The sequence below is a fragment of the Methylomonas paludis genome, from assembly GCF_018734325.1.
GTDB lineage: Bacteria > Pseudomonadota > Gammaproteobacteria > Methylococcales > Methylomonadaceae > Methylomonas > Methylomonas paludis.
The window spans coordinates 666,184-686,213 of sequence record NZ_CP073754.1 but is presented as its reverse complement, the minus strand read 5'-3'; the positions used below and the strand labels follow the sequence as shown (position 1 = coordinate 686,213).

The following is a 20,030-nucleotide window of genomic DNA, read 5'->3' as shown; positions in this document are numbered from 1 at the left end:
TTCCATGGTATTGCCGGCATCGCCAGATGAAAAACCTGACGCCAAGACAAGCAATCTTCTTCTCTACCCGGAGAATCAGCTCGTAACCAGCATCTCAGCTTTCGCGCCGCTTATCCTGATGCAAAGCCAGGCTGCACCACCAATCGCTCTTGTAAATAAGCGAATACTTTTGCCACGGGTGAGGCGCACCCTAAGTCCAGCCACCATTGCCGGGCTTTGTGGATCACCTGGGCTGCTCGATACATGACTTCTTGCAGCACCGTTCGTAACCGCCGTCGTTTTGCCGGATGACGTATTGGCGCCAAGTCGCCAGTCAAGCCCAGTTGACCAATCAGTCGCAAGCAATTATAGGCAAACATACCCATTCTCAATAGACAGTCGTTGGTCTCAAACTTTCCAGATGGTAAGCGTTCCATATCCAGGTCAGTTTTGAATTCCGAATGAAATTGTTCATGGGTGCCGTGGTCGCGGTAGCGTTCAATGACGGTTTCTTCGGGTTCCTCCAGACTCGTCCACCAGCCTTCCAGTTGAATGTCCGGCAGTAATAGCATCTGGCCGTGCTTATTGCTCGTGCGTTCAATGATCCGCACGACCAGTCTGAAGGGGCGAGTCTGTTTTTTCCAAGCACGTTCCACCGTCAGTGTCATTAACGCTTCCCGTTTACCGGGGCGTTTTTCAACAAAGGCGCCGGCCGCTTCCGCTTTTTCTAACCAGGATGTCTTATCTTGCCGTCTTGGATTCCACTTGATCAAGTATTCAAAGCGCCTGTTCATGGCTGCCCAGCGTTCTTTCTCAGCCGCAACCGTAAATAACAGTTTGGCGCTATCAAACCCTGAGTCTTTGCGTAATAACAACGGCAAACCCGGTGCAACCAAGCGCTCAACTCGAGGAAACAGCCTTTCTAGAAAATAATCAATCTCCAGCGATGAATGCCAGCGGCCTGGACGCAGTTCCAATCCTATACACCAGCCTTCATTGCCCAAATAAGCCGCGACAGGCGTATAGCCATCCACTCCCTGATAGGTTCGACTCACCTCTTCCTTCTTGGTACCGCTCTGATCCATGACGAAGGTGTCCATGTCCAGACAGACGTAGCCTTTATGCGGCGTAATTGGGGCTTCTGTTCGTTCGATGAGTCGTATCGATAGATCATCCACCGGCTCCAGCAGGCTGCCGCTGACACGATCAAGACGTTGCCGCAGCCACACGCTGCCGGGAACCTTACGTACATCCAATGCCTTCTTGAAAAAACGATCTTCACGAAACGGCTCAACAGCCTCGAAGTCGCTTTTGCCTATACTTAAAAGGCCAACAGTGGTTTTGACTAAATCCGAGGTTTTGATACCCTGTGAAACAGGTATTCTACCGTCCACCATCACTTCGACATTGACCGCTTCCAGGCACTGGCCGATCAAGGATAGTCCGGCATAGGAGGTAAGTTCCTTTTTGGATTCTTTAAGCTTAAAACGTGCCATAATCAAAACGGGTGACTATAGAAAAACTATATTATACCTTTTTTATCATTGACTTATGACTATTTATAAAAAAAACGAACACGGATTCAGGTTATTTTTTTAAAAACTGAGTAAACATGAAAATATTAATAATCTTGTATATTTGACGCAAAGGTAAACCCTGAATCCGTGTTCAGGCTCGCATAATAACGCATAAGCCAATGATAAATAAGGTATAATATAGACTTTCTGTGTTCACCCAATTTGATTATGGCACGTTTTAAGCTAAAAGAATCCAAGAAGGAACTGACTTCCTATGCCGGGCTGTCGTTAATCGGCCAATGCCTGGAAGCCATCAATGTCGAAGCGGTGGTGGATGGACAAATTCCGGTATCCCAAGGGATTAAGACCTCTGATTTATTGAAAACGATGGTCGGTCTGTTATGTATAGGCAAAAGCGATTTCGAAGCAGTTGAACCGTTTCGTGAGGATCGTTTTTTCAAGAAAGCATTGGATGTACGCAAGGTTCCTGGCAGTGTCTGGCTGCGGCAACGGCTTGATCGTATCAGCGGTAAGCTACTGGAACCGTTGGACGAATGTTCGATTCGACTCATTGAGCGAATACAAGCCCCGATCACACCCCATAAAGGTTACGTCTGCCTGGATTTGGATACCTTCGTCATGGATCAGAGTGGCACCAAGAAGGAAGAGGTCAGCCGAACCTATCAAGGTGTGGATGGTTATACGCCGGTTGCGGCGTATATAGGCAATGAGGGCTGGTGTGTCGGCTTGGAGTTACGCCCCGGTCGCTGGCATTCATCGCTGGAGATTGATTATTTTTTAGAGCGGCTATTTCCTCGCGTTGAGCGTTTGGTTGCACCGACTTTACCGGTACTGCTTCGCAAAGATTCAGGGTTTGATAGCGCCAAGCTGTTGTTTGCCATCGCCGATGAGAAAGTGCGCTGGGCGGCTATGGATCGGTGCTTTGACTACTTGGTCAAATGGAATCCCAGAAAACAGGACAAAACAGCTTGGGTCGAAAAAGCACAAGCAGCCGGAGCCTTTGTTGAAAAACGACCCGGTAAACGGGAAGCGTTAATGACGTTGATCGTAGAACGCGCCTGGAAAAAACAGATTCGTCATTTCAGACTGGTCATACGGGTCATTGAGCGCACCACGAATAAACATGGACAGATGCTGTTGTTGCCGGAGGTAGAACTGGAAGGTTGGTGGACAAGTCTGGAGGAAGCGGAGGAAATGGTCATTGAACGCTATCGCGATCACGGTACACATGAGCAATTCCATTCGGAATTCAAAACCGACCTGGATTTGGAGCGGTTACCCTCAGGTAAGTTTGAGACCAACGACTGCCTGTTGAGAATGGGCATGCTGGCCTATAACTGCTTGCGGCTGATTGGTCAACTGGGCTTGACGGGTCACTTGGCACCGATACGCCATCCTGCAAAACGTCGGCGGTTACGAACCGTGCTGCAAGAAGTCATGTATCGAGCCGCTCAGGTCATCCATAAGGCCCGGCAATGGTGGCTTGATTTGGGGCACGATTCGCCAGTCGCTAAAGTATTCGCTTTTTTGCAGGAGCGATTGGTGGTACAGCCTGGCTTTGCATCGGGATAATCCTGGGAAACAGAAACGGAAACGCAAGGTTTGAGCTGATTCTCAGGATTGAGAAGAGGATTGCTTGTCTGGATGTCTGGTTTTTCACTCGTGGAGAGCGGCAAAGCCGGAGAAACGTGGGATTTTTACCGTCAGGGGGTTGATGGGCGGCAGTTAAGCTGTGATGGGGGAACGTTATTTTTTAAAAAAAGCGTAAAAAACGCAGTGGCTACCCCGTAAACCCAAAGGAACACGGATTCAGGTAAACCTTAATAAACCCAAGCTACTTAGCTTATAATATGCCAACCGTATTAAGAATATTCGGGCTGCGTGTCGTCATCTACCCAAACGACCACAGGCCCCCGCACATGTGCATGTCATCGGTAATGGCAATGAGGCTGTTTTTAAGCTGCTTTGCGATGTTAATAATGTGAAACTCAGAGAAAACTATGGATTCAATGAAAAAGAGCTTTCGGCCATTTTGGCAGCTTTAATTGAACATAAAGTCGCCCTGTGTGGCGAGTGGAGAAAAATACATGGCGATTACTAAAGAAGAATTTGTGGCCGCGAACCAACGCGGTAAAAAGGCAAAAGCAATTCTCCCTTCGATTGTATCGGTTAAATATGACCGGCGTATCTCTCGCATTGTTATAGCGCTATCGTCCGGTTTGGATTTGTCTTTTGCGCCAAAATCAGCCCAAGGGCTTGAGCATGCTCACCCCGCTGATTTGACCGATATTGAAGTTACACCATCTGGTCTTGGCATCCACTTCCCCAAGCTGGATGCTGATATTTACATACCGGCTCTTCTCGAAGGCTTTTTAGGCTCTAAACAGTGGCTTGTCGAGCAAGGACGTAAAGGCGGTAAAGCATCTACTGCTGCTAAAGTTGCAGCCGCTAGAGAAAACGGCAAGCTCGGTGGACGACGTAGAACCAATCAGCCTGTCATTGTATAGTCTAAGTCTTAGTTGATTTATATACCCCGCCAAGCGCGGGCTTTTTTGTCTCGACAGCCTTAGGCTAATGGGTCAGCGACTTCTATCCCACATCAACTCCCCCTTAAATTCCTCCCTGATTTCATTGGCAGTTTGGCTTATAAATCCGCTTTTTCACGATTTAATCAACCGGGCACCAATCATTAGTTCATTTTGCCTTGCCCTTTCTTTCCGTATCAGCTCATTGATTATTTTGCTTTTGCTTTTGTATTCTTTACTCTCAATCAACTATCGTTTGGCGTAGTAACAGAAATGCTTTGCCTTGTCATCGCTTTATCCTTTTATGTGGTGCATTTGCGATGCATATCTACACCACAAATACCCCACAGACAAGAAAAAATAATTTCTGTCAGTTGTGCCAAAATTTAAGGAATAGGCATAAAACACTATTTATAACATGGGTTATCTATCTCGATACGCTCTGAAGCACACCCTGCAAGCGGCCCGAAGGCGGGACTAAACCAACCTTCCCCACAAATCATATTCATCGGCTTCTTCAATTTCCACCTGCACCAACTGGCCCACCTGTAGATGGGTGACGCCATCGATAAACACCTGACCGTCGATTTCCGGGGCATCGCCCTGGCTGCGGGCTACTGCGCCCTCTTCGGCCACTTCATCGATAATCACGGTTTCGATACGACCCACTCGGCGCTGCAGACGGGCGGCGCTGATGCCGGCCTGATGTTCCATGAACCGAGCCAGACGTTCTTGCTGGATGGCTTCCGGCACCGGATCGGGCAAGGCATTGGCGGCGGCACCGCGTACCGGGGAGTAGGCGAAACAGCCGACTCTGTCCAATTGCGCCGCCGTGAGAAAGTCCAGCAATTCTTGAAATTCGGCTTCGGTTTCGCCGGGGAAGCCGACGATAAAGGTGCTGCGGATAGTCAAATCCGGGCAGATTTTGCGCCACGCCTGAATGCGCTCCAGATTGTTTTCGGCAGCCGCCGGGCGTTTCATCAGTTTCAGGATGCGGCTGCTGGCATGTTGAAACGGGATGTCCAGATAGGGTAGCACTTTGCCGGCGGCCATTAACGGCAGCACCGCATCGACATGCGGATAAGGGTAAACATAATGCATCCGCACCCATATGCCTAATTCACCCAAAGCCTCCGCCAGATCATGGAATTGGCTTTTCCACTCCCGGCCACGCCAGATGCCGGTTTGATAGCGTAAATCCAGGCCGTAAGCACTGGTATCCTGAGAAACGACCAGCAGTTCCTTAACGCCACTGGCTGCCAGCGTTTCGGCTTCGTGCAATACTTCAGCAATAGGCCGGCTGACCAGATCGCCGCGCATGGACGGAATAATACAAAAGGTGCAGCGATGATTGCAGCCTTCGGAAATTTTCAGATAAGCGTAATGCGGCGGAGTAAGTTTGACACCTTGCGGCGGTAATAAGTCGATAAAAGGATTATGAGCCGGCGGCAGATGTTCGTGTACCGCATCCATGACTTCGTCGGTGGCGTGGGCGCCGGTAATTTTCAACACCTGGGGATGCCGGGCCAGAATTTCATCCTGGCGTGCCCCCAGACAACCGGTGACAATAACCCGGCCATTTTCGGCCAAGGCTTCGCCTATGCTGTCCAGGGATTCTTCCACAGCGGCATCAATAAAGCCGCAGGTGTTGACGATGACCAGATCGGAGTCCTGATAATTGGGGGCAATTTGGTAGCCTTCGCCGCGTAATCGCGTCAAGATCTGTTCGCTGTCAACCAAAGCCTTGGGACAACCCAGACTAATAAAACCTACGCGGGGATTACTCATACATCATTCTCAAAATTAGGATTATAAACAGGTGGGCGGCTTGGGCAGACCGGCGATTTTGCAGGCATATTTTAACGGCCCTTGCGGAAACAGGTTTTGCAGATAACGGCTGGCCGCTTTTGCTTCACCCATTTGTTTGCGGATGGCGGCGGCAAACATGCGGGCATTGGGCAAATGCTGGTATTTTTGGTAATAGTCGCGAATAAACCAGAGGATTTCCCAGTGGGCATCGCTGAGTTGCAGGTTTTCTCGGTCAGCCAGGGCTTCGGCTATCTGCGGTGACCAAACCGCAGCGTCCAGCAAGAAACCTTCGGGGTTGGTCGGCACATCCTGACCGTCAACAGTTAACACCATGTGTGGATCACCGGATTTATGACGCTAAGATCCACCAGACCGGCATAATTGATGATTTGCACACCGGCCAACACATCATTGGCGCCGATACCATTGACCGTCAGCAATTCCTGCAATACATATACCTGAGCCGGACGCGCCAATAGCTGGAAAATCTTGGCATTATCGGTGTGCCCGGCCCAGACGGCCCATAAGGCCCCTTGTTGCAGCACCACATCATCGCCGGCCGCAATACGCTCAACAACTTCCTGAGCCAAGCCTAATTGGGAAATCAGATGCAGCATTATTCGACATGGGTCAGTTTCAACCCGACGATACCGATGACAATAAACATAATCGAGGCTATTCTGATCCAGTCGGCAGATTCTTTAAACAAAAAGATACCAACTATCGCCACACCCACGGCACCTATGCCGGTCCATACCGCATAAGCTGTGCCCAGCGGCAAGGTTTTAAGAGCCAGCATCAATAAATAGAAACTGCCGGCACCGGAAATACAGGTGAATACGCTAGGCCATAAACGGCTAAAGCCTTCATTATATTTCAGGCTGATCGCAAACATAATTTCCGCACAACCGGCTGCTAACAGCAATATCCAACCCATTAACTCTTCCTAACCATAACTTTTCCGCTATTTTACAATAGCTGGAGGCCGGATCAGAAAAATTAGACCACAAAGAATACCATCCAGCAGCAAACACTCATGAATTTAGGCATTTTTATCACCGTGTTGCGGCTGGTTGATACTGTTTTAACCGGTGTTTTGAGGTTTTTTATTTGCTCTCCAAGTCGCCAACCGTTGCGTCATCACATACAACACCGGCACAAACGGAATAGCCAGCAAGGTTGAGGACAGCATACCGCCGAATACCACAGTGCCGATAGCTTGCTGGCTGGCGGCACCGGCGCCGGAGGCGTCGAGCAGCGGCACCACCCCCAGAATAAAGGCGAAGGAGGTCATGACGATAGGCCGGAAGCGGCGGCGGGTGGCTTCTACGGCTGCCGCCGTGGGGGTCATGCCTTCCGCCTGCAGTTGCCGGGCAAATTCCACGATCAGAATAGCGTTCTTACAAGCCAGTCCTATCATTAAAATCAGCCCTACCTGGGTATACAGATTATTGTCGAATCCGCGCATCATCAGTGCCAGCAGCACCCCCACCAACGCCATCGGCACCACCAGCACCACGGCCAGCGGACTCGTCCAGCTTTCGTAAAGGGCAGCCAGCACCATGAACACCAGAGTGATAGACAGCGCGTAAATAAAGTAGGCCTGACTGCCCACCTGTTTTTCCTGGAAGGAGGTGGCCGTCCAGTCGTAACGGATCCCCTGAGGCAGGATGTTCTTGCAGATCTGTTCCATGAGATTCAGGGCTTGCCCGGAACTGAAGCCGGGGGCGGCGGCCCCGTATATTTGTGCTGCAGGATAAAGATTGTAGCGCATCACCAGCTCGGCACCCACTGTGCGCTTAACCTCCAGCAAGGCCCCCAACGGTGTCATTTCACCCTGGGCGTTACGGACATAGAGCTTCTCGATGTCTTCAGGCTGCAGACGGTAGGGGGCGTCAGCCTGCACATACACCTGGAATACCTGGTTGAATTTATTGAACAGATTAACGAATGACGATCCCAAGTAGGACTGCAGCGTGGAAAACACATTATTCATCGGAATATTCAACGACTCCGCCTTGGTGCGATCGATATCTAAAAACAACTGCGGATTGCGGGCATTGAAGGTGGAGGTTAAATTGCGCAACCCGGATTGGGAATTGCCGGCACGCACCAGTTCATCGACGGCTTTCTGCAACTCGTTAAGCCCCAGACTTTGCCGGTCTTCCACCATTAGCTGAAAACCACCGCCCTGACCCAGACCGCGAATCGGCGGCGGGATCAGCACGAAGGAGCCGGACTCCTGGATTGCGGCCAGATCGCGGCGCAGATGAGCGATAATCTTATCCTGGCTCAAGTCCGCGCCGCGTTTGTCCCAATCGTCGTAGACAATAAAGGTGGTAAAAAAATTGGAGACATTGGCACCGTCCAGTATCGACAGGCCGCCGATGGTCACCCAGGCTTCCACGCCCGGCGTTTTTTCCAATACCGCGTCCATCTGTTTGGCGGCTGCGGCCAACCGTGGCTGTGAGGCTGCGCCCGGCAGTTTAGTAATGGCTATCGCATAACCCTGGTCCTCGCTGGGCAGGAATCCGGTAGGATGCTGGCCGAAGCGCCAGGCGCTTAGGGCCACAATCAACACATACAGCAACAGCATCCAGCCAACCCGTTGCACCATCCACTCCACCAGCCGCACATAGCCATGCTCGAACCAGCCGTAAACCTTGTTAAAGCCCCGGAAAAAACCGTTGAGTTTTTTGTCCTTCTGCACCGGGCGCAACCACAAAGCGCATTGAGCCGGCTTCAGAGTCAGCGCGTTAATGGCGCTGATGACGGCAGTAGAGGCTATCACCAACGCAAATTGGCGAAACAACTGCCCAGTAATGCCCGGCAAAAAGGCGGCGGGTAGAAACACCGAGGTCAGTACCACGGTAATGCCGATTACTGGCCCGGTGATTTCCTGCATGGCTTTGATGGTCGCCTGTTTGGGCTCCATGCCTTGCTCGATATGGTAGGAAGCGTTTTCGACAATAACGATGGCATCGTCCACCACAATGCCAACCGCCAGAATCAGCGCGAACAGTGTCAGTAGATTGATGCCGAATCCCAGCATGGACATGGCGGCGAAAGCGCCGATCAAAGTGACCGGGACAGTGGTGGCCGGCACTAGGGTGGCGCGCCAGTTTTGTAAAAACACCACCACCACGATCAACACCAGAATCCCGGCCTCGAACAATGTTTGGTAAACATCGTGGATCGCGCTACGCACAAATTTGGTGGTGTCGTAATGGATTTCGTAGGCCAGACCCGGCGGAAAATCCTTGCTCATGGTCGCCATTGCCGCCCGCACTTCGTCTGCAACATCCAGCGCGTTGGCGCCGGGCAAGGTAAAGACCGGCATCACCGTAGCCTTGTGGCCGCTGGATATGGAAAAGTTGCTGTAGGACTGACGACTGAGTTCGATGCGGGCCACATCGCGGAGGCGAACAATTTGCGCCGTCTCGCTACGAGCGCTTTTGAGGATGATGTTTTCGAATTGCGCCGTATCGGCTAAACGACCCGTGGCGTTGACGGTGAATTGAAAGGTCTGATCGGCCGGCGCCGGCGGCCCGCCCAGCTGTCCTGCCGCCACTTGCAGGTTTTGGCTCAGAATGGCGCTAGTGACATCTTGGCTGGTCAATCCGAAATAGTTGAGTTTTTCGGGGTTCAGCCAGACCCGCATGCTATAAGGCCCCGCGCCCCGCACCGCGATTTGGCCGACACCCGGCAAACGCGCCAACGGATTTTGCAGGTTGATCACCGCATAATTGGAGAGAAAGGTTTCGTCGTAACGGTCATCTTCCGCATACAGCCCCACCACCAGCAGGATATCGGTGGAAACCTTTTTCACCAGCACACCCTGGGGCTGCACCGCCGTCGGCAGTTGCGGGATGGCGGCGTTGACCATGTTCTGCACCAGCGCCAGCGAGGTATTGAGATTGGTGCCGACATTGAAAGTGATAGTGAGAATGTATGTGCCGTCGCTGGCGCTGGTCGAGGATAAATAAAGGGCGTTTTCCACGCCGTTGACCGCCTGTTCGATAGGGATACCCACGGTATTGGCCACCACCTCGGCGCTGGCACCCGGATAGCTGGTAGTGACCTGGATGGTAGGCGGCACGATGGAGGGATATTGCGCCACCGGCAGATTGATGAAACACACCACGCCCAGAATCACGGTGATGATGGCGATAACATTGGCAAAAATTGGCCGTTCGATAAAAAATTCGGAAATCATGAGGCTGGCTGCTCCGTTTCGGCCGGCGGCGTCTGCACCGGGGTAACGGCATTGCCGGGGATAGCCCGCAACAGGCCGTTGACGATCAGCCTATCCTGATCGGCTATGCCTTCCGTCACCTCGCGGCCTTCGTCCGCCTGTATACCCAGCTTGACAGGTCGGCGCTGTACGATGTTTTTGTCATCCACCACCAACAGGTAGGAGCCGAGCTGGTCGTAGCCTATGGCCGCCTCCGGCACCAGCAGCGCGGATTTCTCCGAATGCACCACCAGCACCCGTACCCGCGCGAACAGACCGGGCAGTATTGTTCCATCGGGATTGGGATAAATGGCGCGCAGCAGCAGAGTGCCGGTAGTCGGCGTTACCGAAATCGCCGTGAAATCCAGATAGCCCCTGTGCGGATAGCCGGTTTCCCCGGATAGCGCCAGCGCGGCCGGTATCTTCAGTTTTTCCGCCTCGCCCGGTTCGACATGGGTCTGTTTGATGACTTTTAGCAGATCGTTCTCGTTGATGGTGAAATAAACATAGATGGGATCGATCTGATTGATATGCGCCAGGGCGGTAAACTCACCAGCCCCCACCAGATTGCCGGGGTCTTTGAGGCGACGGTCGATACGACCATCGAAAGGCGCAACAACCTGGGTGTAATCCAGATCCAGTTTAGCCAAATCCCGATTGGCTTCGGCAGCGGTCACGGCGGCCAGGGCGTTATCGCGCTGGAAGCGCCAATTGTCCACATCGGTCTGGGCGGCTGCATGTTGCTGTACCAGACCGGAAAAACGCTCCAATTCAGTTTGCGCATGATTAAGGCTGGCTTTTTGCTGAAGGATTTGCGCCTCCGCCTGTTTCAGCCGAGCCTGATAGGTATCCTGTTGAATCAGGAACAGCGGCTGGCCTTTCCTGACTTGATCGCCATCGTGAAACAATACCTTTTCCAGATAGCCTTGCACCCGCGCGACTAACTGGACGGATTTAAAAGCCTGGGTGTTGCCGGTAAATTCCAGATGGTCGCTGATTTGCCGCCGCATCGGGCGGCTTACCGTGACCTGCGGCGGTGGGGGCGGTACGTAGGCGTTCTTTTCTTCGCATCCCCAGCCGAAAACCAGCGCTGCTAACAACAAGCCTGTTCCAGTACGCCTCTTCATAGCTATTCGCCCCCCTTTACCATTGCGGCCAAGAAACACCGATCGGTGTCTGCACATCCGCTGACTGCGCTGGAGCCGGCGCCAATAATCCCCCCCAGTCGGTACGTTTCGCCATCTGTTCCCTGATTTGTTCAGGGATCGGCTCCTTACCTTCACGAATCTGCCAACCTCCTCCCAAGGCGCGGTAAACCCCCACCAAGTCATTGGAGATATCACCCAGCGTGCTGGCCAGATTATCCTGTTCTGTCAGCAGCGCCTGCTGCGCAGTGAGCACGGTAGTAAAATCGGTAATACCCTGCCGATACTGCAATGCGGCCAGATTCAATGAGCGTTGGGCGGCTGCGGTGCTTTCGCCCAGAAATAACGCACGTTCCTGAGAACGCAGAAACGCTACCAGATTATCTTCCACATCGCGTTGCGCACTGAGCACGGTGTTTTGATAGGTAATCAATAATTCCTGCAGACGTACATCCTGCACCCGAACCTGATTGGTGATTTGTCCGTAATTGAAAATATTCCATTGCACCGAGGGGCCGAAATTCACAGTGCGGCTTTGTCCGAGAAACATATCACCGAGAGCGAACGAATGCACATCTGTGGACAGTAAACCGAAACTGCCGGTTAGCGACAGCGCCGGATAGAGTGTCGCTTTGGTGACACCGATAGCGGCGGATTGCGCAGCTGCCTGCAGTTCGGCGTGACGGATATCAGGCCGGCGGCGCAGCAGATCAGCAGGGATGCCGACTGCGACTTGCACGGGCGGCGCGGGGATGTGTCCCGTTCCGGCCAACAAATCGCTAACCGGCTTGGGCGGCATACCCAGCAGCACGCTCAGTGCATTGTGCTGCTGGCGCAAGCTGATCTCCAGCGCAGGAATGGAAGCCTGGGTGTTGGCCAGCACGGTTTTCGCCTGTTCCACGTCTCGCTCCGAGGTGGTACCGCCGTTATAGCGGATTTCGGCGATGTGCAGGCTTTCGCGTTGGGTTTCCACATTCTGCCGGGCGATGTTCAGACGTTTTTCCAGGGTGCGGATGGTGATATAAGCGTGGGCGACATCGGCAGTCAGGCTGACCAGGGCGTTGTCGTAATCGGCCTGGGCGGCCTGCATACTGGCACCGGCCGATTCTATGGCGCGGCGAAACTTGCCCCAGAAATCGATTTCCCAACTGGCGGTCAAGCCTATCTGGGTTTGGGTAAAATCGAATATACTGGAATAGGCGGCTTGCGCAGCGCGATGGCTGAGGGCTATTTTGTTTAGCGAACCGGTCAGTTGTTGAGTCTGCGGATAGAGATTGCCGACCGCCACACCCAGTTGCGCCCTGGCTTCCAGCACCCGCAACCCCACCACACGCAAGTTGAGATTTTCCAGATAAGCGCGGGCAATCAACTGATTCAGGATCGGATCGTTGAAGGTTTTCCACCATTCCTGATCCTCTACGGAAGCTGTGTTAAGCTGCCGATCCGTTGCATCCTGCCATTGCTCGCCGGTTTCGGCAGCCGGTTTGATAAAATCCGGGCCCACCGTACAACCGGCAAGCAACAGCAAAACCGGCAGCCAAACCCTACTCAGCTTAATAACCCATCGCTCTGCAAACAGTCTATCGAAATTATTGCACATGGCTGTCCCACTAAGGTTCCGGCGTTCAAAATGCAATTGGTAATGGTGCGGGTAAAATCAGCAAACTCTTGACAGTATTTTGATCTTGGAAACCAATATAACACGCATTGGCAGACTAACAAAAATGTCGATTACCATATCTTTCGACCTACAAATTTCGGCAGGACTAATTTCAGTGCGGGGGTGTTTTGGCAGAGACCATGTCAGCATGAAGCCTACAAGCGGGTATTTACCGCATTCTTTGACAGAATAGACTCCTACGCCTTATCCGGCAAAATAAGATGGTCGATTACTATGAGGATAACGCTTTCCCAAAAGCGCCTATTCGGCTAAACCTTGCAAACGGGCCGTTACCCGCTCCAAATCTGCCGGAGTATCCACACCGGCTTCCGGGGCTTGCTCGACCACAGCCACCCGGATTTTTTCACCGTGCCAGAGGATGCGTAATTGTTCCAAAGCTTCCTGGCTTTCCAGCGGAGAAGACTGCCATAGACAATATCGCTGTAGGAATCCTACGCTATAAGCATACATTCCGATATGCCGAAAATAGCTGTTTTTAACCAGCAAAGCCGGATCAGGTTGCGGAAAACCGGTTCTGTGCCAAGGGATGGGAGCCCGGCTGAAATACAAAGCGTAGCCGTCTTTATCCAGCACTACTTTCACGGCATTGGGATTGAACAATTCTTCTGGATCGCTGATTCTGGCTGCCAGGGTGGCAATACCCGCCTGGGTTTGTCCGGCCAAAGCCTGGGCAGCGGCCTGGATATAGGCTGGCGGTATCAGGGGTTCGTCACCCTGCAGATTAACCACGATGGTGTCTTCGCTCCAGCCCAGCAGTTGTGCGGTTTCAGCGATGCGTTCGGTGCCGGATTGATGTTCGGCTGCAGTCATAACCACTTGTAAACCCAGAGCGCTGACGGTGTCGTAAATACGCTGGTCGTCGGTGGCAATCACTACTTGTTCGGCCTCGGCGGCCAAAGCGCGGGCGCAGACATGAGCAATCATGGGTTGACCGGCAATATCCAGCAGCGGCTTGCCGGGCAGCCGCGTTGAGCCGTAACGCGCCGGTATTACGACTTTAAACGCCAAGCTCATTTGTGCAAGGCTACGCTTTCGTCATAACTGAGTTGGCGGGCTTCATCTTCCAGCATCACCGGTATACCGTCACGTACCGGGAAAGCCAGATTATCGGCTTTGCAAATCAGTTCCTGCTGGTCTTTGGCATAAATTAAAGAACTTTTGCACAAAGGGCAGGCCAGAATGTCGAGTAATTTTTTATCCATGAACTTTTTTGTTAAGTAAGCTAAGTAGTTGTTGGGCAAAACCGGGCGGCAGTTCGGCACTCACCGGCAAATACCAGTAAGCTGCCGTTGCTATACCCCGGCATTTCACCGCATCCTTTTCGGTCATGATGATCAGGCGCTGATCGTTAAACTGCAAGTCAGCAGCGGTAAATGCATAGTGATCGGGAAAACCGTGATTTACACAGTTTAACCCAGCGGTGGCCAATTGCCGAAAAAACCGGCTTGGATTACCGATAGCAGCCACGGCATGACAGGACCGACCATTAAATTCCGCCAAATCCCTGTGCTCACCGCTAAGCAGGTTGATTAGTTGTTCGCCACGACACTGCATGGGATATTCTTGGGGCTGTAATTCGCCGCCGCCGTTTACCACCAGCAGATCAACCTGATGCAACCGCTCCAGCGGTTCGCGCAATGGCCCGGCCGGCAGACAATAGCCATTGCCGTAGCGACGTTCGCCGTCTATCACCACAATCTCGATATCGCGGCGCAAAGCATAATGCTGCAAGCCGTCATCGGAAATAATCACATTACATCCCGGCTCGGCCAGCAGCAAACCTGCCGCTGCCGGTCGGTTTTGACCTATGGCCACCGGACAGCCGCAACGCGCCGCCAAAACCAGCGCTTCATCGCCGACCAGAGCCGGATCGCTGTTGGTATCAACCAGCTGAGGAATATGATTGGCGGTACCGGTATAACCACGACTAATCACACCGGGCCGATAGCCTTGCTGCTTAAGCAGTTGGGCCAGCCAAATTACCAACGGTGTTTTACCGGTACCACCGACGGTGATATTGCCGACGATAATCACCGGCACGGCCAGTTTTTCGGACTTATAAAGCCCGATCCGGTATAAAAACCGCCGCAAACGCATCACATCTACATACAGCAGCGAAAACGGCGCCAGCCAGGGAGACAGATACATTTCCTTATACCAGGCATCGACAAACCAACGGATCAGCGACTGTTTCATTGCGGCTCTACTGGGTGGGGATTGATGGCAAAAGTAATATGATGAAAACCAAGCTGCGCAGCTGTGTCCATTGCTGTTACTACGGACTGATGCGGGGTTTTACCATCGGCACTGATAATAAAAGGCAGTTGCCGGGAATCGCCAGCCAATTGTGCCAAAGCGGCTTTCAAAGCAGCGGCATCCTGATGTGCCAAAGGTTTTGCGGTATCACTGCCATCAGTCGCCAGCGCATACACACCCTGGGCATCAATGAACAGATTAATGGCTTTGGTTTGTTGGGATACCTCGCCGCCGTCTGCCGCCGGTAACTCAACTTTCAATTCGGCATGTTGGCGAAATGTGGTGGCTACCATGAAAAAAAACAGCAACACCAGTAGTACGTCTATCATCGGGATCAGGCCAATATCCACCGGCGCCCGATTTTTGCGGCGGAATTCCATTAGGTATCCTCCCGATCACCCTGCATGAAATCAATCAGGCGTAATGCTTCTTCTTCCATACGCACCACTCTGTCATCCACCAAGCGTTCAAAATAGCGGTGAAAAAACAGACTGGGTATCGCTACTGTCAAGCCGGATGCAGTGCAGATCAAGGCCTCGGAAATGCCTCTGCTCAGCACCACAGGATCACCCAGACCGCTGGCGGCAATATCGGAAAACACTCGAATAATGCCGTCGACTGTACCCAGCAAACCCAACAAGGGCGTGATAGAAGCAATACTGCCCAGGGCATTCAGATAACGTTCCAGCTCGTGGGTAACCTGACGGCCCACCTCTTCCAGGCTGGTTTTCATCATTTCCCGACCATATTTACGGTTCTGTAAGCCTGCCGCCAGAATTTTACCCAAAAGCGAACTGTGTTTAATGCGCCGGATGGCACCGTCATCAAGCTGATTATCGCGGTGTAACTGCCAAATATACGCTACCAGTTCCGCAGGAATAATGCGTTTGCGCTGTAAAAACCACAGGCGTTCGCCGATAATCGCCATAGAGACAATTGAGCAGATGATAATGGGTATCATCATCCAGCCACCGTTTTTCAGAACTTCAAACACCTATAAACTCCTCCGCTATTACTACAGGCTGGGAATTTTAACCTATTTGAACTTGATTTTGCTGAGAGTTACTTGGCATGACCGGACGCGTATCCGGCAATTGGCGGCTGAGCCCAGCAAAACCCTGATAAGCATGGCTTTAACCGGGCTCTGCTGGTTGGTGTAAGGGATATTTAAATTGCCGCGACGCGCTGCTGTAAATAAGCGGCAAACTCGCTGCTGATTTCCGGATGTAACAAACCGTACTCCACATTGGCCAGTAAAAAGCCGAATTTAGAACCACAATCGTAACGGTTACCGGCAAATTCATAAGACAACACTTGCTCATCCGCCAGTAGGGCAGAGATGGCATCAGTCAACTGAATTTCTCCACCTGCCCCACGACCGGTGCTTTCAATTTTCTCGAAAATGGCCGGGGTTAAAATATAGCGTCCGACTACAGCAACATTGGAAGGCGCTACTTCTGGTTTGGGTTTTTCGACAATGGATACCAGACGACCTACACTTGGTGCAACTTCGGTATGTTCTACGATACCGTATTTATGGGTTTCCTGCGGATCAACCCGCTCTACTGCCAAAATACTGCTTTGCTTTTCATTAAACAAATCGGTCATTTGTTTCAAACAGCCGCGAGTACCGTCTTCAATTAAATCGTCCGGCAATAACACCGCAAACGGTTCGTTGCCAACCAATGGTTTGGCACAATGCACAGCATGTCCCAATCCCAATGCTTCTGCCTGACGCACAAATGCACAGGAGACATGGGCCGGCAATATTTCTCTGACCAGTTTCAACAACTCGGCTTTACCGCTTTTTTCCAGTTCTTTTTCCAGTTCGTAAGATTTGTCAAAGTGGTCGGCAATCGAGTTTTTATTGCGGCCCAACACAAAAATCATGGTGTCGATACCAGCAGCAATAGCTTCCTCGACAGCATACTGGATCAACGGTTTATCAACGACAGGCAACATTTCCTTGGCTATGGCCTTTGTGGCAGGCAAAGAACGGGTTCCTAGTCCGGCAACCGGAAAAACGGCTTTAGTAACTCTTTGACTCATATTGACTCTTTATAGGTTGTTGATGATGGGGATAAAAATTCAAATCAATTTAGTGAATCCAGTAGTCAAGCAATCTGGTTTTGACGGATAAACACATTGTTCGCGCTTGATGCGCCTCATTGTGTTCAGCAGCTATCAGCTATCCCTCAATATAGATAGTTGTACCACCAAGCATCCTTGACTCACTATTGTGCAAAGTCTCAAGGCCATATCAAGCACAGCTAGCCTTGGCAACGAAACTGGCATTTATTACACTACCAGAATATTGTGTATTTGTTAATACGGTTTTTTGATGGGGATCAGGTTCAACTTGATTAGCTTCGGCAGCTAACAACCAATATATTGACTTAAGTATTTGTACTTATATATAAACATAAACTTTATAATAGCTTATGAATTTACCCATAGCGATGCCCCGGCAGTCCAATTTCACACTGCAGCGCTGCTTATTCACCGGCAACTTGGCGTAACCCGACTTCAATATCCGCACCCAGTTGGGTGAGACAACTGCTTTGGGCTTTGACTATTGCAGCGGCATTATCAGCAGCAGCCAGTCGACAATTAAACTGTTTAGCCGCCAAGGTTTGCTCTTGATGGCGAATCTGCCACAAAGCCTGCAAATGGCTGTAACCATCAGCAGCTTGATGAAATTCCAGCACATCAACCAACACCTGATAATCCAGCTGTTGGCGTTGCGGCCAGGGATAGCGCAATACCTGATTCACCCCCAAACGCTCTGCCAAAAACTGCGCCAACACCCGGCTGACATTTTGCTCCAGTCGTTCAGCCCAGCGCTGGTGCTCATCCAGCCGGTACTGGTTAGGCGCAACCTCGACCACAAGTTGGGGCCGATCCAGATAATCGGGAAAATGCAATGGCCCCAACCCTATCACCAGATTTTTATGCGCCAGTGGCGACTGCGGCGCAACATTAAGAGCTGGATCGCTGTTCAACATATAAAACTGCATCTCCGGGGTGTAACTGCAGGCGCTCAGTATCGATATCCCGAGCAAAACAGCAGACTTACGCCCCCATCCGACCAGAAAGTTATTTACCATAAATAATCGCCTCCGGCTGACGTTCCAGTGATTCACTCAAATCTTTCATGGCCCTGGATGCATCACGCATTTCTTTTAGCGCTTGACCTAACAAGGCATCCGGGTTGGTTAAACCTTCTACAGCATTGACGGCCTGGCGGGAATCCTGCAGTACCTGAGTAGCCGCATTCAGACTCTGTTCGCTGGCTTTAAGCACCGGCGCCAATTGCTGGTTAACAGTCTCCAAACTAAGTCGGGACTGGTTTACCGTAGCATCAACATTTTTCAACAACGGCCCCACCTGAGTATTTAAGGTGATAATCAAAGTCTGGGTTTGCGCCAGGGTTTTGGCCAAGGCAGCCAATGAGTTTTTGGTGTCATCGGATTTAAGCAGATTACGGGTTTCCCGCAGGGTTTCCGATAAATCCCGAACCATTTGTTCCAGGGGCAACTCGCGGACTTTTTTGATAACTTCTTCGACAGTATTCTTGATTTCATCTGCCGTGGTCGGCACACTAGGCAATTCCGGCAAATCTTTGTATTCCAGATTGAGCAGATTAGCCGGTTTGTCGTAATAAAAATTCAGATCGACATAAAGCAAACCGGTCAACAGACTTTGAGTTTCCAAACGAGCTTTCAAACCGGCTGCGGTCAGGCGTTTGGCATCAAGAATCTGCTTTTTATCAGCCGCCTGCCCGGAAAAATCCAGCAAGGCGTCCGGATCGATATCAATCACTACGGGTTTGATGATGCGGCCGCTGTCTAGATCCATTTCCAGCGAGATTTCACTGACATTGCCGATTTGGACACCCTGTAATTTTACCGGGGCTCCCACATTCAATCCGTTGAGGGCTGAATCAAAAAAAATCACATAACGATTTTTATGTTTAAAAAAATCACCGCCACCAAAAATCATTAAGGCTGTTGTCAGCAAGATGAGGGCGCCACATAAAAAGGCGCCTATCGCAAGGGGGCTGGCCTGTTTGCTCAAGGTTTACTCCTGATAGTTGATTGCGGATCACTTGCCGGCAACACACCGCGGCTCAAAAAGCTGCGTACCTTTTGCTCCGGACATTCTGCCAACAATTGCTTAGGCGGACCATAAGCAATCATGGTTTTGGTTTCAGCGTCCAGAAACACCGAATTACTACCTACTGCGAAAATACTGGCCAGTTCATGAGTAACCATCACCACGGTAGTAGCAAGACTGGCACATAGATTCAAGATCAAGTCATCCAGCAATTTGGCGCTAATTGGATCCAAACCGGCTGAAGGCTCATCAAAAAACAAAATGGCCGGATCCAGGGCCATGGCTCTGGCCAATCCGGCTCGTTTCTGCATCCCGCCACTGATTTCCGAAGGATAATAATCCTCAAAACCGGCCAGCCCTACCAATGCCAGTTTATAGGCGACCAGTTCCCGCACTTTCCGGGCTGGCAGACTCACCGCTTGGCTAATCGGTAAGGCAATATTTTCGGCCAGAGTCATGGAGCTTAATAAAGCACCGCTCTGAAATAGTACGCCAGTACCTTGTAAAATTTGGCGGCGTTTGATGGCATCGGCTTGCCACAAGCTCTGGTCACCATAAAAAATATCACCGTGTTGCGGGGCCATCAAGCCTATCATGTGCCGCAACAGTGTGCTTTTACCGCAACCGCTGCCACCCATAATGATAAAAATATCACCCCGATTAATGGTGAAATTAAGATCGCGCTGAATCACAAAATTCCCATAAGCCATGGTCAAATCGCGCACAGTGATGCAGGCTGTACTCATA

Annotated in this window: 20 protein-coding genes; 3 read left to right on the top strand and 17 right to left on the bottom strand. The window is 51.4% G+C overall.

The genetic code is table 11. The annotated features are described in order from the left end of the window. Window positions 1-110 precede the first annotated feature (110 nt). Window positions 111-1,475, bottom strand: coding sequence for an IS1380 family transposase (locus KEF85_RS03235; RefSeq protein ID WP_215580104.1), 1,365 nt, complete (start codon window positions 1,473-1,475; stop codon window positions 111-113). Window positions 1,476-1,724: 249 nt separating this feature from the next. Here KEF85_RS03235 and KEF85_RS03230 point away from each other — a divergent pair, with 249 nt between their 5' ends. The 3 genes from KEF85_RS03230 (at window position 1,725) to KEF85_RS03220 (ending at window position 4,024) form a co-directional block, all read left to right on the top strand. Next, window positions 1,725-3,089 carry an IS1380 family transposase gene (locus KEF85_RS03230; RefSeq protein ID WP_215580090.1) on the top strand — a complete coding sequence of 455 codons (1,365 nt, stop codon included), beginning with the start codon at window positions 1,725-1,727 and terminating at the stop codon, window positions 3,087-3,089. 289 nt (window positions 3,090-3,378) lie between these two features. Then, window positions 3,379-3,618 (top strand): DUF4160 domain-containing protein, encoded by a 240-nt coding sequence (locus tag KEF85_RS03225; protein ID WP_343222190.1) that lies wholly within the window; start codon window positions 3,379-3,381, stop codon window positions 3,616-3,618. Beyond that, a complete protein-coding gene (locus KEF85_RS03220) occupies window positions 3,605-4,024 on the top strand; it encodes a DUF2442 domain-containing protein (protein ID WP_215583290.1) in 420 nt (139 codons plus the stop codon). Before KEF85_RS03225 ends, KEF85_RS03220 begins: the two co-directional genes overlap by 14 nt. Window positions 4,025-4,519: 495 nt before the next feature. Here the strand turns inward: KEF85_RS03220 and rimO are convergent, their stop codons facing one another. The 16 genes from rimO to KEF85_RS03140 all read right to left on the bottom strand — a co-directional run bounded on the left by rimO (window position 4,520) and on the right by KEF85_RS03140 (window position 20,029). Then, window positions 4,520-5,830 (bottom strand): 30S ribosomal protein S12 methylthiotransferase RimO, encoded by a 1,311-nt coding sequence (gene rimO / locus KEF85_RS03215; protein ID WP_215583289.1) that lies wholly within the window; start codon window positions 5,828-5,830, stop codon window positions 4,520-4,522. A 21-nt stretch (window positions 5,831-5,851) separates the two neighbouring features. Continuing rightward, window positions 5,852-6,184 (bottom strand): TusE/DsrC/DsvC family sulfur relay protein, encoded by a 333-nt coding sequence (locus tag KEF85_RS03210; RefSeq protein ID WP_215583288.1) that lies wholly within the window; start codon window positions 6,182-6,184, stop codon window positions 5,852-5,854. Continuing rightward, entirely contained in the window at window positions 6,175-6,468 is a 294-nt protein-coding gene (locus KEF85_RS03205; RefSeq protein ID WP_215583287.1) for a DsrH/TusB family sulfur relay protein, read from the bottom strand. The genes KEF85_RS03210 and KEF85_RS03205 overlap by 10 nt, the downstream gene beginning before the upstream one ends. After that, the gene (locus tag KEF85_RS03200) at window positions 6,468-6,788 is read right to left on the bottom strand and encodes a DMT family transporter (RefSeq protein ID WP_215583286.1); all 321 of its coding nucleotides are present in this window, start codon (window positions 6,786-6,788) and stop codon (window positions 6,468-6,470) included. The genes KEF85_RS03205 and KEF85_RS03200 overlap by 1 nt, the downstream gene beginning before the upstream one ends. A 147-nt stretch (window positions 6,789-6,935) precedes the next feature. After that, the gene (locus tag KEF85_RS03195; RefSeq protein WP_215583285.1) at window positions 6,936-10,067 is read right to left on the bottom strand and encodes an efflux RND transporter permease subunit; all 3,132 of its coding nucleotides are present in this window, start codon (window positions 10,065-10,067) and stop codon (window positions 6,936-6,938) included. Then, on the bottom strand, window positions 10,064-11,212 hold the full coding sequence (locus tag KEF85_RS03190) for an efflux RND transporter periplasmic adaptor subunit (protein ID WP_215583284.1): 1,149 nt from the start codon (window positions 11,210-11,212) through the stop codon (window positions 10,064-10,066). Before KEF85_RS03190 ends, KEF85_RS03195 begins: the two co-directional genes overlap by 4 nt. Window positions 11,213-11,228: 16 nt before the next feature. Then, complete coding sequence (locus KEF85_RS03185) at window positions 11,229-12,830, bottom strand: efflux transporter outer membrane subunit (RefSeq protein WP_215583283.1); 1,602 nt, start codon at window positions 12,828-12,830, stop codon at window positions 11,229-11,231. 321 nt (window positions 12,831-13,151) lie between these two features. Then, window positions 13,152-13,925, bottom strand: a complete 774-nt coding sequence (gene kdsB, locus KEF85_RS03180) for a 3-deoxy-manno-octulosonate cytidylyltransferase (protein ID WP_215583282.1) — start codon at window positions 13,923-13,925, stop codon at window positions 13,152-13,154. Then, complete coding sequence (locus KEF85_RS03175; protein WP_215583281.1) at window positions 13,922-14,113, bottom strand: Trm112 family protein; 192 nt, start codon at window positions 14,111-14,113, stop codon at window positions 13,922-13,924. The genes kdsB and KEF85_RS03175 overlap by 4 nt, the downstream gene beginning before the upstream one ends. Further along, complete coding sequence (gene lpxK / locus KEF85_RS03170; protein ID WP_215583280.1) at window positions 14,106-15,107, bottom strand: tetraacyldisaccharide 4'-kinase; 1,002 nt, start codon at window positions 15,105-15,107, stop codon at window positions 14,106-14,108. Before lpxK ends, KEF85_RS03175 begins: the two co-directional genes overlap by 8 nt. Then, a complete protein-coding gene (locus KEF85_RS03165) occupies window positions 15,104-15,547 on the bottom strand; it encodes an ExbD/TolR family protein (protein WP_215583279.1) in 444 nt (147 codons plus the stop codon). The genes lpxK and KEF85_RS03165 overlap by 4 nt, the downstream gene beginning before the upstream one ends. Continuing rightward, a complete protein-coding gene (locus KEF85_RS03160; RefSeq protein WP_215583278.1) occupies window positions 15,547-16,161 on the bottom strand; it encodes a MotA/TolQ/ExbB proton channel family protein in 615 nt (204 codons plus the stop codon). Before KEF85_RS03160 ends, KEF85_RS03165 begins: the two co-directional genes overlap by 1 nt. Before the next feature lie 173 nt (window positions 16,162-16,334). After that, window positions 16,335-17,216 carry a UTP--glucose-1-phosphate uridylyltransferase GalU gene (gene galU, locus KEF85_RS03155; RefSeq protein ID WP_215583277.1) on the bottom strand — a complete coding sequence of 294 codons (882 nt, stop codon included), beginning with the start codon at window positions 17,214-17,216 and terminating at the stop codon, window positions 16,335-16,337. Window positions 17,217-17,662: 446 nt separating this feature from the next. Beyond that, complete coding sequence (locus KEF85_RS03150) at window positions 17,663-18,274, bottom strand: PqiC family protein (RefSeq protein ID WP_215583276.1); 612 nt, start codon at window positions 18,272-18,274, stop codon at window positions 17,663-17,665. Further along, a complete protein-coding gene (locus tag KEF85_RS03145; RefSeq protein ID WP_215583275.1) occupies window positions 18,264-19,244 on the bottom strand; it encodes an MlaD family protein in 981 nt (326 codons plus the stop codon). Before KEF85_RS03145 ends, KEF85_RS03150 begins: the two co-directional genes overlap by 11 nt. Further along, window positions 19,241-20,029, bottom strand: a complete 789-nt coding sequence (locus KEF85_RS03140) for an ABC transporter ATP-binding protein (protein ID WP_215583274.1) — start codon at window positions 20,027-20,029, stop codon at window positions 19,241-19,243. The genes KEF85_RS03145 and KEF85_RS03140 overlap by 4 nt, the downstream gene beginning before the upstream one ends. Between the last annotated feature and the right edge of the window lies 1 nt (window position 20,030).